General features: G+C 53.5%; 10 protein-coding genes. 5 read left to right on the top strand and 5 right to left on the bottom strand.

What is annotated here, in order from left to right; all coding sequences use genetic code 11:
- Complete coding sequence (gene crcB / locus IPH75_04175; GenBank protein MBK7141260.1) at positions 1-378, bottom strand: fluoride efflux transporter CrcB; 378 nt, start codon at positions 376-378, stop codon at positions 1-3.
- A gap of 145 nt (positions 379-523) precedes the next feature.
- Complete coding sequence (locus IPH75_04170) at positions 524-1,114, bottom strand: flavin reductase family protein (protein MBK7141259.1); 591 nt, start codon at positions 1,112-1,114, stop codon at positions 524-526.
- Positions 1,115-1,298: 184 nt separating this feature from the next.
- Here IPH75_04170 and IPH75_04165 point away from each other — a divergent pair, with 184 nt between their 5' ends.
- From IPH75_04165 to IPH75_04150, 4 genes are all read left to right on the top strand, one after another.
- On the top strand, positions 1,299-2,969 hold the full coding sequence (locus IPH75_04165; GenBank protein MBK7141258.1) for an STAS domain-containing protein: 1,671 nt from the start codon (positions 1,299-1,301) through the stop codon (positions 2,967-2,969).
- Between the two features lie 984 nt (positions 2,970-3,953).
- Positions 3,954-4,217, top strand: coding sequence for a zinc ribbon domain-containing protein (locus IPH75_04160; protein ID MBK7141257.1), 264 nt, complete (start codon positions 3,954-3,956; stop codon positions 4,215-4,217).
- Between the two features lie 25 nt (positions 4,218-4,242).
- Positions 4,243-5,613: an FAD-binding protein gene (locus tag IPH75_04155; protein MBK7141256.1), complete on the top strand. Its 1,371-nt coding sequence runs from the start codon at positions 4,243-4,245 to the stop codon at positions 5,611-5,613.
- Positions 5,614-5,757: 144 nt separating this feature from the next.
- The gene (locus IPH75_04150) at positions 5,758-7,077 is read left to right on the top strand and encodes a citrate (Si)-synthase (GenBank protein ID MBK7141255.1); all 1,320 of its coding nucleotides are present in this window, start codon (positions 5,758-5,760) and stop codon (positions 7,075-7,077) included.
- Between the two features lie 61 nt (positions 7,078-7,138).
- Here IPH75_04150 and IPH75_04145 read toward each other — a convergent pair whose 3' ends face one another.
- From IPH75_04145 to IPH75_04135, 3 genes are all read right to left on the bottom strand, one after another.
- Entirely contained in the window at positions 7,139-9,154 is a 2,016-nt protein-coding gene (locus IPH75_04145; protein ID MBK7141254.1) for a PAS domain-containing protein, read from the bottom strand.
- A gap of 42 nt (positions 9,155-9,196) precedes the next feature.
- Positions 9,197-11,119, bottom strand: coding sequence for a PAS domain S-box protein (locus IPH75_04140; protein ID MBK7141253.1), 1,923 nt, complete (start codon positions 11,117-11,119; stop codon positions 9,197-9,199).
- Positions 11,120-11,655: 536 nt separating this feature from the next.
- A complete protein-coding gene (locus tag IPH75_04135) occupies positions 11,656-13,056 on the bottom strand; it encodes an anti-sigma factor (protein ID MBK7141252.1) in 1,401 nt (466 codons plus the stop codon).
- A gap of 288 nt (positions 13,057-13,344) precedes the next feature.
- Between IPH75_04135 and IPH75_04130 the strand changes: the two genes are divergently transcribed.
- A complete protein-coding gene (locus IPH75_04130) occupies positions 13,345-15,264 on the top strand; it encodes a tetratricopeptide repeat protein (GenBank protein MBK7141251.1) in 1,920 nt (639 codons plus the stop codon).
- The last annotated feature ends 10 nt before the right edge of the window (positions 15,265-15,274 follow it).

Genomic DNA, 15,274 nt, shown 5'->3' with positions numbered 1-15,274 from the left:
TTAGAACAGTTTTCGGCCGACAATCAACCCTCCGAAAAGTCCCGCCATTCCCAGCAGGTTCTGGAGGAGAATATTGGCTCCTGCGGCGAACCATTGCGATTCACGCATCAGTGCAACTGTCTCATAGGCAAAACTCGAGAATGTGGTGAATGCGCCGAAAAATCCGATGAAAATGGCGGCGCGGATCGTCGCATCGACCGTGATGCGATTTTCGGCCCAAGACCAGAGGATGCCGAACAGCAGACACCCAAGAACATTCACAACAACTGTTCCCAGTGGGAAAAGCGAATCTACCTGTTTCTGGACCAGCCCCCCAAGTCCGTACCGTGCCAAAGTCCCCACCAGACCGGCGGCGGCGATCATCAACACTTTCATCATCCAATAAACTCCTGCAAGTTCGATGTTCGATTGGCAGGAGTCATCAGCTCAATTAGAGCGGTTTAAGGGGGACTCCATCCCCGTCTCTGCAAATATACTGTGTGAGGCCGCCCTCATGCCACGATGAAAATTGCGGCGGAAAAGATCAATATGTCGGGTCGTCGCTCTTCTTGACCGCTTTCCCGACCGAATACCCCTTCCCGATCTCTTTGCCGATCCCGTAATATCGCGAAACTCCGGTAGCATAGATAATCGGAAGCAATTTCAGCGGGTCTGGGTTACCTGCAACATCAAGGATTGCCTCATCCGCCTTAACATCAACAATATCCCCAATAAACATGGTGTGCAGCCCAATCTCGATCGCCTGATTTAGGTTGCACTCCAATACAAGATTTGCCTGCTCGATATATGGAGCATCAACTAATTCGGAGCCGATCGGCGTCAAACCGGTCTCAGCAAATTTATCGCCTGACCGTCCCGAGGCCATCCCGCAATAGTCAACAGCAGCAACCAATGTCTCCGGAAGATGATTGATCGTGTACGCCTTACGTTCCATGATGCAGCCGTACGTGTAGGTCGCCTTGCGGAGCGAAATCGTCACCTGCGGCGGCTTGGAGTTACAGATCCCTCCCCAGGCGACTGTCATGATATTCGGTTTTCCGTGTTGGTCGTAACTTCCGATCACCCATGCCGGAGTCGGATAAACCAGCGTTTTGGGGCCAAGCGAACGCTTCATCGTCTATAGTCCTTGTCAGATAATCATCTTTATCTAATAGCATAGACAGAAAAGTCTATTGCGGCAAGATGATCTCTGCGATTTTTTTGGACGAATAATTGCCGGTCTCTACAAAATTCGCTCAATTCTTGACATCGGGTTTATGACGGTCTACTTTCGCCTGCTTAGGAGTCGATAACAGACCATGCTTAGACCGAAATTACTCGATACCATCAAGGGTTACACGATCCGCCAGTTTGGCGCCGATGCTGCGGCGGGTACGATTGTAGCCATCGTAGCCCTCCCGCTCGCGATCGCCTTCGCCATCGCTTCAGGTGTCTCTCCGGAAAAAGGGCTTTTTACCGCCATCGTCGCCGGATTCATCATTTCCGCACTTGGCGGGAGTCGCGTCCAGATCGGCGGTCCGACCGGCGCCTTTGTCGTGATCATATACGGGATCGTCCAGCAGTATGGTGTCGATGGCCTGATGGCCGCCACCCTCATCGCCGGCGTGATCCTGATCGCCATGGGTCTGCTCAAATTCGGCTCGGTCATCAAGTTCATTCCGCACCCGGTGATCGTTGGTTTCACCACGGGAATTGCGGTGATCATCTTCTCCTCTCAAATGAACGATCTGCTCGGCCTTGGAATCAAGGACCTTCCAGCGGATTTCATCGAGAAGTGGATCATCATTCTGACCCACATTGGAGATGCACAACTGGCGAACCTGGCGCTCGGTCTTGGCGTGATCATCGTTATCGTTTTCTGGCCGAGGATCACGACAATCATCCCCAGTCCCTTTGTGGCCCTGGTCGCAGCAACTGCGGCTGTCCCGCTGCTGAATCTCCCGCTTGAGACCATCTTCGCCCGATTCGGTGAGATTCCCCACAGCCTCCCCACTCCTTCGCTACCCGATGTGAACTGGAGCACCATCAAAAATCTGATTCAGCCGGGCATCACGATCGCCATGCTGGCCGGAATCGAAGCATTGCTTGCCGCTGTCGTTGCTGATGGAATGATCTCAGGGAAACATCGTTCGAATATGGAACTGGTCGCCCAGGGAGTGGCCAATATCGCTTCGCCGATCTTCGGGGGAATTCCTGCCACCGGTGCGATTGCACGTACAGCAACCAATGTGAAAAACGGTGGACGAACTCCGGTTGCCGGAATTGTCCATGCCGTTGTCCTGTTGATAATTATGCTCGCTTTCGGAAAGTGGGCGGGTTTGATTCCGATGGCAGCGCTGGCCGGAATTATGATTGTCGTGGCTTACAACATGTCCGAGTGGCGGACTTTCCTCGCGCAATTACGCGGTAGCAAGAGCGACGCGGCCGTGTTGCTCAGCACCTTCGCTCTCACAGTCCTGCTCGACCTGACCATCGCCCTCCAGGTCGGACTGGTGATCGCCTCCATTGCATTCCTGCGCTCCATGTCCTATTCCAGCAATGTCACCGCTATATCGGAAAGTTGGGATGACGCCAACGGCCTCGATGATGTCTCCAATTTTTCTCTCTCGCCGATCCCTGATGGAGTCCGGGTGTTTGAGATCAATGGTCCGATGTTTTTCGGCGCCGCCTACAAGTTTAAGGAATCACTGACGGTAGTTGGCAAGCCACCCAAAGCGATCATTGTCAGGATGCGGCAGGTGCCCGTCATTGATGCTACTGGCGTTCGTACGATCGAAGATGTCTTCCACTCATTCAAAAAAGCCGGCACGATCTTTCTTATGTCCGGCGCCCAGCCCGCCGTGATGAAAGCGATGGAGGATTCTGGCCTGTTGGACCAGATCGGAAAAGAGAACGTGTTGCCGACATACGATGACGCCCTCCTCCGTTCTCGCGAGATGTTGGCTGCCCAATCCAAAACTAAGACCTGATTTGGCGGACATTCAGGGAGCAATTCCTGCGGAAGAATCCCCTCCAAACCGGATTTCTTTCGCAGAATACCGCACTCCTTCATTGACGCAGTACATAGCCACGATTATCCACTATTCCTCCTTGACCGCTCGTGCCTTTCACGCATATTGGGGTAGAAAGACAACTTCTGGCAGGGCACCATGACGTCCGAAATGACAGCACTTCTGATTGCCGCCGCTTCTATGGGTTTCATCCATACATTGTTGGGACCGGATCACTATCTCCCCTTTCTTGCGATGTCGCATGCTCGCAATTGGTCTACCTGGAAAACCAGCCTGATAACAGTACTCTGCGGACTCGGCCATGTGCTGAGTAGCGTGGTACTCGGGTTTATCGGGATCGGTCTGGGTATCGCGGTTACTAGCCTGGAATCGGCCGAGTCATTTCGCGGTGATCTGGCCGGGTGGGCACTAATCGCTTTCGGATTGGTCTACATGGTCTGGGGTATTCGCCAGGCGTTCGCAAACATCGCCACACCCACGAGGACGGCACTCTTCACGCCCATCCCCATTCGCATTTTCATTCACATGACAGGGCAGGCAGGCGCGCCAATATCACCCCCTGGGTCCTTTTCACAGTATTTGTCCTTGGCCCCTGTGAACCATTGATCCCGATTCTGATGTACCCCGCCGCCAACGAAAGCACCGCCGGATTATGGCTGGTCACCGTAGTGTTCACTATTACAACTATCAGCACGATGCTCGGCATGGTACTCCTCTTACAACGCGGTATTAAGTTTCTGCCGATGCAACGGCTCGAACAGTTCTCCCACGCAATGGCCGGCTTGGTCGTCCTGAGTTGCGGACTCGCAGTAAAACTGGGGCTCTGAACGCCCTTTGATGGCCGAGGCGAAGAACTTTTCCCCTTGTTTCGCGGTTCAATATCTCCGATACTTGCAGCCTATTGCCCGGAGAGACGGGCGTCCTTATGGAGAATCGAAGAGTATGCCGACTTACCAATACCGGTGTCCGAGCTGTGGTCATGAATTCGAAGAATTTCAGGCAATGTCTGAAGAACCGGTCGAACTCTGCCCAAAATGTGGCAAAAAGACCCAGCGACTCATTTCCGGCGGAATCGGACTGATCTTCAAAGGGACCGGGTTCTACATCACTGACTATAAGCGCAAAGGGGAATCCAAGTCGGATTCCGGATCCTCCGGGAGCAGCTCAAGCAAGTCTGACTCAGGCAACAAGCCCAAGTCGGACTAAATTGCAGAGATCGAGTCTCACTCCAATGCCTCCGTCCCCTTTTGAACTTCTTCGCGAACAACTCTCATTCCCGGATTCGCTCATAATCGAACCCGACTATACTCACGAAAAGTATTTCAAAGATGCCACCAATTACAGCGGGAAACCCTCTGCTATTCTGATGGCGCGGGTCCGCGAGGATGTTCAGGCGGCAGTCCGCTTCTGCTCTCAGCACAGCATCCCCGTTGTCCCAAGAGGCGGCGGGACCGGCCTTTCAGGTGGTTGCGTACCTTCAAGTAATAGTTTAGTCATATCAACTGAACTTATTGCACACCAGCGCATTAATACTGCCACTTTCTCGGCGTTCGTGGGTCCGGGTGTAATCACCAAGACCCTGCAGGACGAAGCCGCCAAGATTGGATTGACTTATCCGCCTGACCCCGCCAGCTATTTGGAGTCTACACTTGGCGGCAACGTGGCAGAAGGCGCCGGTGGACTTCGGTGTCGACGCTTTGGCGTCACCAAGGATTACGTCCTTGGGCTCGAAGCAGTCCTGGCCGACGGTTCACTCTTGAAAACAGGTATTCTCGGTCAACAATCAGGCTTCGGTGGCCTAGGAGAGCTGCTGGTGGCATCTGAGGGGACTCTGGCAATCATCACCGAGATTGCCCTCCGCCTCATCCCTATCCCGACTCGTGGGGCCACCATCCTGGTCGCTTTTCCACACCCAACCAAAGCGGCTAAGACTGTTTCAGATATCACGGCTGAGGGAATCATCCCTACAGTGCTGGAATTTCTCGACGGCGATGCTGCCGCCTGCTCCAATCAATATGAAAAGCATGATGGCTTAGATGACGTTGCAGCTATCCTCCTGATTGAAACCACCGGTATAGATCCCCAGAAAGAAACCGCACAAATTCGTGATATATGTTCCAGGAATGGCTGCTCCTATCTCCGTGCAGAGACTGATGCTGCAAAGGCAGAGACGCTCTGGGCGGTGAGAAGAAATCTCTCCAAGGCTATCAGAGAATCAGCAGCGCTGCGCATCTCTGAGGATGTTGCCGTTCCCAACAGCCAATTCCCTGTACTGGTTGACTTTGTGGCGGAAATGAACGCCGCAAGCCCGCTCCGCATCAACTCTTTCGGTCATGCTGGCGATGGCAACCTGCATGTCAATTTCCTCTCCTCAACCGGCTCGGAGGCTGACAGAGCTTTGATCGAAGAGGGGATTCTCACCCTCATGAAAAAGACCATTGCTTTGGGTGGGACGCTGACGGGCGAACACGGCATTGGACTGGCCAAGAGGCAATACCTACCCCTTGAATTCCCCCCGGCCACCATTTCGGCGATGAGACAGATCAAGCATATCTTTGACCCGAATGGCGCCCTGAATCCGGGCAAGCTGCTCCCCGACTAAAAATTGGCAAATCTACCCATCTTCACAAGTTCGTTGCTTGACAAACCGAACCAAGTAATACTACTTTCTGCGGTAATGTGAAACAATTCACACATTAGAATGTAAGAGAGCTATTCGCCGACTCATAAACAAAGGAGTACTTCGATGGCCAAGACACTAAAACAGAGAATGGCCGAACAGATTCCCAAGCTTCGTGAAGAACGCGCGCAGATCATGAAAGACGGTCGCGATGTCGTCATCTCGCAGGTGACGGTGGAACAAGCGATCGGCGGCATGCGCGGGATCAAAGGTATGGTCTGTGATACCTCGTTGGTCGAACCGGATACTGGTCTGGTCATCCGCGGCATCCCGATCAAAGATCTCACCGAGAAACTCCCCGAAGAGATCTTCTGGCTGCTTCTTACCGGTGAAATGCCGACCAAGGAAGAACTGGTTGGTTTCCAGAAAGAGCTGAAGAAGAACAGTAAAGTTCCGGACTACGTCTGGAAAGTGCTCAAAGCGATGCCGAAGACCTCGCATCCGATGGCGATGCTTGATACCGCTATTCTCGCCATGGAGAATGAGTCGATCTTCCGCAAACGCTATTCCAAAGGTATGAACAAGTCTGAATACTGGGAGCCGACGCTGGATGACGCCATGCGCATTCTCGGAACGATCCACAGTATCGCCGCCGGTGTCTATCGCATCAAATACAAGAAGGGTCCGATCATCAAACCGAGCCCGAAACTTGACTGGGGTGCGGACTACTGCCACATGCTCGGCATCGACAAGCCGAAAGCAAAAAAGGGCGCTCCGAAGATCGCGGCTGAAGAAGTCTATGACATGATGCGCCTCTACCTCGTGCTCCACTCAGATCACGAAGGTGGAAACGTCTCCGCCAATACCTGCCATACGGTAGGCTCGGCTCTGTCTGATCCGTACTATTCGGTCTCCGCTGGTCTGAACGGACTGGCCGGCCCCCTGCACGGTCTGGCGAATCAGGAATGCCTCGGCTGGGTGCTTGAGACTATCAAGAAATTCAAGGGCGTCCCGACCGAAGAAGAACTCGAAAAGTACGCGTGGGAAACTCTCAAGGGTGGACAGGTCGTCCCGGGTTACGGTCATGCCGTTCTCCGTATCACCGATCCGCGCTTTGATGCTTTCCGCGATTTTGGCAACAAGCATATGCCGAACGATCCGGTCTTCCAGACTGTCGATCGCGTTTTCAAGATCGTCCCGAAAGTGCTCAAAGAGCATGGTAAGGCGAAAGATCCGTGGCCGAATGTCGACGCCGCCTCCGGCTCGCTCCTCTGGTATTATGACCTGAAGGAATTCGACTACTATACGGTTCTCTTCTCCGTCTCGCGTGCCATGGGCATGCTGGCGCAGTTGGTGTTGAACCGTGCACTCGGCACGCCGATCACCCGTCCGAAATCGGTCGGAACCGATTGGCTCAAAGCCCAGGTGGCGAAAGCCAAAGGCTGAGAAAGCTGAGTATCAATTGTTGATTGAGAGAAGGCGGTCGCAGGACCGCCTTTTTCTTTGGCTAGTGGAGAGGCAAAGTTATGACGAAGCGCGCACCCGTTGTCGAATCGCCCGTCACTATGGTGCCGCCAAGTCCGGTGATGATCTTATGGACAGTCGGCAATCCAAGTCCCGTTCCGGCCTCTTTGGTAGTGAAATAAGGAGTAAATATCTTGTCTCTTACATTAGCCGGAATGCCGGGCCCGGTGTCCGAGAATGAGATAATCGCCTGCGCATTTTCGCGATGAGCTTCGATGAGGACATCAATCGGCCTCCCAGCGGCCGCCTCTTTTGCATTGTTGAACAGATTGACAAAGACCTGCTTCATTCCATCGGGGTCAGTCTCGATCTCAAGCCCCGACTCGATTTCCATCAAGAGCCGGATGCCCAACTGCGGCGCTTCGACCATCGCCAACGCCATGCTCTGTTCGATCAAATGACCGAGCTCGACACGCTGGCGGCGCTTCTGATCTTCCCTCGCCAGCGCCAGGAACCGGGTGATGATGTCATTCAGGCGCTTGGTTTCCGTACGGATCGATTGCGTGAACTGGGCAAACTCGTCCGACCGCTCGGTCGGCGTGAACTCCGAGGCCAGCCGTTGTGCCGCGATAGAGATTGTATTAAGCGGATTCCGAATTTCATGCGCAACCCCGGCCGCCAGATTCCCCATCTCTGAAAGACGTTCCCTCCGCGCCGCATCCTGTTCAATCTGGCGCATTCGACTGATGTCGTAGACTACAAAGACAGTTGCCGCCTTACCTGATTGCTCGAAATCCACTCGGGACCATCCAAAGAGGAGATAACGATTTTCAGATCCTGATCGGAGAACGATCTCGGTCTCCCCCTTCGATTCGCCGGCATCGATCAGATCACGCAAGCGTGTATCGACAGCGCCGGCGGCCTCACGCCACCCTTTTCCCGTGATCTCCGGCTTCCCGATAGCTCGTCCAAATGCCGCATTGGCGAACTGCACGACGCCATCAGATGAAACAACCGCCACTCCGGTCTCCATCTGCTCGAATATTCGCTCAGTCACTGACTTTATCTGAGAGTACTCCCGGGATATCTCTCTCCGCTTCCGGTGGCTGTTGAGATATAGGACTGCGGTAATCACCAAGCCAAAAAGGAGAATCGACAGAACGATCATTTGCCAGTCGAAACCTCTCGAGACTGCATTGTAGCCGCGCAGCGACAGACCAACCCGATATACACCCTGAGGATAGTCGACCGTTGAGAATGGGTGCACCAGTTCCAGGACATCTTCTCCCTGGAATTCGAATATCCGATTGACCGTCGTGTCGCTCTTCAATGCTTCCTGCAGGAATGGATCAGACTCGATAGCCAGCAGTTCGCCCGGCTTGCGGGAGGCAAAGATAATCCCCTCAGTTGACTGGTAAATGATATACTCGACCCCCTCTTCGCGCGCCATGCGCTGCGAGAGAAAGCCGATCCCGGTCTGCTGCAACGCAGACTGGTACGCGCGGCCATCCGCCGCCAATATGATCACGCGGTTGAGACTGTCAGTCAGTTGCAGGTAGTAGAGTGCAACCTCACCCGATTCCTCCTGCTCATCGATCAACTGAATGAACTGGGGTGCATTGGAAAGCCCCAGCGTATCGGCCTCAAAACGAACGAATTCCGGCAGATTGATCCGGGCGGAGCCGGCCTCAGAACGAATCACCCCACTGGAGTCGCGCTCGAACAACCAGACTCCCAGCAGGTCGTGATCTCTGGCAAATTGATATAATTGTTGGTTGGAAACGGATTGGCGGTTGCCAAGAAGAGTCGTGACCAGATCGGCGTATCGACGTTGCATCAGTCGATCATAGAATCGCTCGGCATCAATGGCATTTTGTGAGGCTTCGGCCAAAGCGGTTGTGAAAGCGACGCCCTGACGCACCAGAAGCTGAAAACTGTCTTTGCGGCTCTGGCTGATCCCAACCCACGTAAAGACCAGTACCGCCAATGCTATGGCGACAATGATCAGGGCAACGGTTCGTTGATCAAGGGGGGATTGGTCTTCCCGCTTTGCTCGCATGTGGGAAAAGTACGGTGACCTTAGGAGAGCGGCAAGATAAAGTTACGCGCGAACCAACTCGGAGGTCGGCTGAACAGGCGAGACTTCTTGTTCCACTACAGCCGTCCGTTCATATGGGAAACTACAGGTAAAAATGGCGCCATCGACAAAGTGATACTCGATCTTCCCCTGGTGGGCATCCATGATCCGCTTACAGGTGACCAGGCCAATGCCGTGTCCCTTGCGCTTGGTCGTGAACCGGCGCGTAAACAGTGCCTCCACCTTTTCTTCAGGTACGCCACTGCCATTATCGGCCACCGACACCTGGGCGTAGCGATTACCTTCTATTAGAGTACAGCTGGTAGCAATTCTGATGTCCGGCTTAACCCCGATCGCAATAGCGGCATCAGTCGCGTTGTTAACCAGATTGACCAGAAGCTGCTGAACCTGTCCCGGATCAACTGCTATCACCTGCAGTTCGGACGAGAGTATGGTCGTGAATTCGACCGCATCAAACTTGTTCTGTGGCTTAAGGAATGCCAGCACGTTTTCAACCACCTGGTTAAGGCTGGTCGGTTCTGGCGTCGCTTCGTCTCGATTGGTATCCATGAGTCCGTCGGCGAAGCGGGCCACTCGATCAACGGTATTCCGCATTAGTTCGAGCTTCTTCTCGATCTTCTCGGGATCCCCCTTCTTCAGGATGATAGGGAGCAGTTCGAGATTGCCCGACAGCACCGCCAGGTAGTTGTTGATCTCGTGAGCGATATCGCCCGCCATTTCGCCGCGGGTGGAATATCGATCAAGGCGGATCATCATCTCCTGAAAACTAGTCGACTCAGTAATATCGTGCAGAATATAAACGAATGCCCAGACATCCCCTTCATCGGATCGGGTCGGTGTCATCGTCACCCATACCGGAAACGCAGAACCATCTGCGCGAAGGCTGATCGCCTCAAAACCCGGCTTATCATCTTCATCCGAGAGCTTCTTATTGATCGGCTGTTTAAATAACTCGGAGACGTTTCTTCCCACCGCATCATCTGAACTGTAGCCAAATACTTTGCACGCTTCCCGGTTGAAGATGATTATCTGGCCGTCGCGTGATGTCACTACTATCGCCGAAGGCGAGCTGTCGATCAGGGTCGCCAGGAAGAGACGCGACTGCAAAAGCGAAGCATTGATCTCCCTGAGGCGATTGTTGTACGATTTCATCTCCTGCTGATTCGACCAGAGGGTTTTCGTCAAACGATTGAAGGTGTTGCTCAACACGTTCAACTCGATATCCCCCTCCGTCTCCAACTGGTAATAGACCTCGCCATCAGCCGTCTTCTCCAAGCGTCGGATCAAGTGCACCAACGGTTGGCGGAATCGCTTCCAGATGAGATAAATGGTCATGAGTGACAGCAGCACCGAGACCAGAAAGAGCATGATCAGCGCATACTGTAGTTCCGACCGACTGGAGATCAAAAGGTCATGATTAATTGTGGCAACCAGCACGGCTGGGATATCGCTTCCCAGCGGGCGGTAATAGACATTCTTCTGTTCATCATTGATGATGCTTGAAAGAAAGAATCCGGGGGCTTCGGCGGCAACGTGCCTGATCAGATCCTGGCGGATCGTGCTGACCCCCTCGGTCAGATCACTGGCACTCGAGGTCGGCATTTGCGGACCGAGTGCATTGAGACATTCGACAGTGCCATCCCCCTTGACCATAAACAGAGCGGCCGAGACGATCCCTTCACCGCTGAGCTGGATTTCATCTCTCAATGTACCAGTCGCGCGCTGGTCAGAAAGATTGGGATCCTGAAGGTAGTTTTCCAATAGGCGTTGGCCGAGGTCTTGTACGGTCGCGTGGAACGGCCCTGCATCTTCGGACGAAGTCTTGTTTGGCCCCGGATAGAAAAGCACCAGGGCGATCGCCGCAAAGACGAAGATCGCTTGTAGAACGATCAAATGACCGAGACGCGCCAGAAACCCGGTACGCATCACGATATCATCGCTCTTAGCCGACCGAAGATTAGGTCTTGGGAAAAACCACATACTTGGGGAGATATCGACAGATTGAGGCAAAGGTTTACCCTGCTCCTTGGAAGAGCGGGGAACAGTGACGGAACTCGGAGTATCTGCTTGGCTGTAAGAAAAAAGAGGGAGTGGTGGAGGGGGGATGCCCGACTCTAACGTCAGGTGGCTGGCGAACCAGCGCTCACCACTCCCTTATTTCAAGTGACGAGTTTACGAATAAGGGAATGATAGACGCATTCTCACGAATTAGAACCAAGCAAGCGCTGTGCCGCTGGCCGATGTGGATAAAATATACGACCCCGTACCGGATTATGCAATGAAATATCGTACTTTCCGGGAGTGGTGCCGGGGCACGGCCGTCAGAACTACTGCCGGTATTGTGCAACAAAGTTGCAGCCTAAATGCCTCCCCCCCAACCATCAACGACCAATTTGCCGAACATAAAAAGAGCCTGTCTGAGGACAGGCTCTACTTCATTACTTAGCGAATGTGATACTAAACTAGAATCGCTTGATCGCTACGTCAATCTGCGGGAATCCGGGCGCCAACGGATCGTTATCCAGTGTACTGCTCCGGTTCTGCATCCCCAGTTGCACCGTTCCGGCAACGATCGAATCGCGGCTGAAAGGCAACGTTTTCGTCATCAGGATCAACGGGAAATTGGTAGTGTCGGTGAGCCTGTTCTCAGGCTCAAGGGAGATGAATATCGTTCCTTCATTCCCAAATCCAAACGGCATGATCTCAATGCTATTGATCCCGAAGGCAGCCTGGAGAGCTGTCGAATTCAGGAAATCCTCACCCGGGTATGGCGGAATTGGTCCATCCAGTTTGTACGGATTGCTGTCGTCGGTCGTGTCGATTCTGGCAAACGTTCCCGTTGTGAACAGCACGCCGGTATCACCGGGTAGCCAATTGAAGTTGTCTGATTTATAGCGCCACGCCGGCGGCGTCATCCGCCACTTAGTCGTCATCGCCACTGAGTTGTAGTGCGGAAGCACCATCCAACCCTTGTATTTCCAACCCCATTCGGTATAGTCGGGAAGAGCATCGTAATCCTGCGTGAAGTAATCAACGCGGTCCGAACGGGCACCGGTCGTAAAGGTCGGCTTCAGCGCCCGAGCAGAGAACGGCGGCGTCGAATCCCACTGTGTTACGAACGTGTAACTAAGCCCATAATGGCGCAGCGGCTGCGCACCCAACCAGACCATCCCTTTTCTCCAAAGGGCAGTATCCTGCTCGACAAAGACGATTGTCGTTTCAATGTCCTCGATCCCGATAATGAAGTTGATCGGCTGCGTACCGACTGAGTCAACACTGTCGACCGTATCAATCGTGACGGCAAACGTATCAGGGACTTGGAACAAAATCGTCGAGTAGCGACTGAACCAGAGACCATTCCCGTCATTCTGGTTACGATCGCGGTCGGAGACCCCTTCCATATTCAGTCTCGCATACCCTTCCCAGAGCGAATCTGAAAGCGGAAAGACCAATTGGAACGGGGAATTCGCCGGATCGCTGACAGCGTCGATCAACATGATCGGACCGTGTGCATCCAGGTCATCGTCGGGGTCGACTTCGACTGATACAAACAGCGAATTGTAATCGAATACATCGCCGCCAAGCTGAAAGACATTCTCGCGCGGATCGCCGTTGGCATCCAGAAAGGTCTGCAACGTCGGATCATACGAGAACTTTCCGAGTGAAATGGTATCATCGGAGCTGGCAGCCCACAGTTCATATATCATGCCAGGCGGCGGAATCGGTAAACGAAGAGCCGACAGGGTAAGTTCGGTCGTGGAAACCGGACTGACGACATCCTCATCCTGAGAGCAGCCCGCCGCCATAACGACGACAAAAGCAGCTAAGAGCAATACAGGCAAGAACTTAATTCGCCTTAGCATTTATCTCTTCCTCCTCCGGGGGCGAACCGGATGTGTTGAACTAACATGCGTCAAATTGAACCGCCAGTATAACACCCGCGTCGCGCGAGTGTCAAGGGTATTATTTGGCGGTTTGCGCTTGCAGCATAGACGGTTGGACATCAAAGGGTATTTAAAGAAATCTCCTCGGCAGTCGATAATTACAGAAAAGCGATAACCAGCTAACACGGGGACTTTCCTTTGAAGCGATGCCCAAACTGCAAGACGGAAATCCTGTTTGAAAGCACGGAATTCTGTGAACATTGCGGCGTGTCTCTGAAAGCCACACCCAATGATGACGATGCCCTGGAGTTCACCGTCTCCGAGGCGAACGACAGTAAAGAAAAAGATGACGATGCCACCAGTTATGCTGGTCGACCCGCTAAGGATACGCTGGGAGTACAGTCGAGCGCTGAATGGCTCGAACGTCAGGAAGAAGAACAGCCGACCAGTTCTGTTACTCCTCCCCCGGTTGAATCCTCAATTGTCGCAAAACAAGCCGAAACCGATCTAACCGAATCACAGCAGATCCGCCGCCTCTCTGAAAAAGAAGTACAGTCTATTGAGAAGAAGCTGTACAACAGCGGCTCATATCTGTCTGAAAATGAAAAGCAGGCCCTACTCAAGAAAATGGGTACCGGCACTGCTCCAAAACCGCAGGACCCGATCACCGGTAAGCCGGTTGATCTCGGCAAGCCAGCCGTCTCCAAACGGGGCCGCGGTCTCGCCTATTTCATGAAAAACTACATTCAGATCCATGGCGAAGTTGACTTAAACGAAAATGATGAGATCATCATCAATGATCGTCCGTACCTCCTCCGCAAGAAGCGACTCGATACCAAGACGTACGGTATCGTGGCGGCCGCGGCGTTCGTCGTGTTGCTCGCTATCCTCGTTCCGATGTTAGTCCGCGACACGCACAACGGACAAGGCGAGATAGTTGGTGTCACGCTGGATGAAAACCATCAGCCATTCATCGAAGGCGCGGTCATTCGCCTCCCCGAGACTGGCAAATCCACCACTGCCAATGGCGAAGGATTCTTCCGTATTGGCGGTCTTAATCCCGGCACTCATCGCGTCGAATATCTGGTCAATGGGCAGACCATTAAAGTCGACTACGCGACCGTCACCGCCGGCGATTTGACCACTATGACCCTCTTCCCCGGAGAACTCGCCTCCATGGAAGACCTCCCTCAGGTTGCCTCGACTCCATCAGAGAACTACAACCAGGCATACGACGATAACCGTCCGACAGTCGCACAGCAGAGCGAGACTGCACAACGGCCGTCCACGACAACGAAAACAAACAAATCCTCTGTCGGTAAGGTAACCCTTGCGGCCAACGTCGACGGAGCGAAACTGACTATCGATGGCACCGTCGTAGGTGCCGGCAACCTGACCTTCAGCCGCATTTCAGCGGGTCAGCGCACGTACGCCGTCTCCAAAGACGGCTACCAGACTGCTTCCGGTGTCGTTAATGTCCCCGCGGATGCGATCGTCACCCTGGATGTCAGCCTGACGCCAACCTCTGAAAATGTTGCGGTGATTTCACTGGAAGGCCAATATAATCAAGCCGTATCAACACTGCGTTCAGGCGGTGTCGAGAATGCAATTACCACACTTTCGTCGATCCTTGAAACGCATCCTAATTACACCCCTGCCTATCTGACGAGAGCCGAAGCCTACACGCTCTCCTCTCGACGCACCGATGCGCACGATGATTACCTCCGGGCGGCGGAGATCCTGCGCGTTAATGGCGATTACGGCCAGGCGATGACCTCATTCAATAACGCGGTGAAAATGATGCCGAACTCCGTTCCCGCCCTGCTCGGACGGGCCAGCCTGCATATGGCCAAGCAGGAAGAGATCGCCGCAATTGCCGACTATGAAGCGATCCTCAAAGTCGATAAACGGTCAGCTCAGGCTAATTTCGGCCTTGGCGAAGCCCGTTTCGCACTGGGTAACTACAAGCAGGCGATCAAGCACTTTAAGGATGCCCGGTCTGAAGACCCTGGCAATCCGCTCATCTATCAGTATCTGATGCTCTGCTACTTTGGCGATGATGACCTTAAGAACGTTAAAAAGAGCTACGACAAGTTCAAGGAGATGGCCACCCAGGATCAGCTCCAGCGTATGGAACAGGATAGAGCTTATACTGCCGTCCTGAGAGTCGTGCAGAACGAGCAGTGAGAAGGACCGG

The sequence above is a fragment of the bacterium genome (assembly GCA_016708025.1).
Taxonomy (GTDB): domain Bacteria; phylum Zixibacteria; class MSB-5A5; order GN15; family FEB-12; genus FEB-12.
The sequence above is the reverse complement of the archived record's forward strand: the minus strand, read 5'-3'. Positions and strand labels throughout refer to the sequence as shown.

Bases quoted from the DNA above. Each gene is read 5' to 3' on its own strand.
- crcB (MBK7141260.1), bottom strand. From the start codon at position 378: ATGATGAAAGTGTTGATGATCGCCGCCGCCGGTCTGGTGGGGACTTTG.
- IPH75_04170 (MBK7141259.1), bottom strand. From the start codon at position 1,114: ATGAAGCGTTCGCTTGGCCCCAAAACGCTGGTTTATCCGACTCCGGCA.
- IPH75_04165 (MBK7141258.1), top strand. From the start codon at position 1,299: ATGCTTAGACCGAAATTACTCGATACCATCAAGGGTTACACGATCCGC.
- IPH75_04160 (MBK7141257.1), top strand. From the start codon at position 3,954: ATGCCGACTTACCAATACCGGTGTCCGAGCTGTGGTCATGAATTCGAA.
- IPH75_04155 (MBK7141256.1), top strand. From the start codon at position 4,243: ATGCCTCCGTCCCCTTTTGAACTTCTTCGCGAACAACTCTCATTCCCG.
- IPH75_04150 (MBK7141255.1), top strand. From the start codon at position 5,758: ATGGCCAAGACACTAAAACAGAGAATGGCCGAACAGATTCCCAAGCTT.
- IPH75_04145 (MBK7141254.1), bottom strand. From the start codon at position 9,154: ATGCGAGCAAAGCGGGAAGACCAATCCCCCCTTGATCAACGAACCGTT.
- IPH75_04140 (MBK7141253.1), bottom strand. From the start codon at position 11,119: ATGCGTACCGGGTTTCTGGCGCGTCTCGGTCATTTGATCGTTCTACAA.
- IPH75_04135 (MBK7141252.1), bottom strand. From the start codon at position 13,056: ATGCTAAGGCGAATTAAGTTCTTGCCTGTATTGCTCTTAGCTGCTTTT.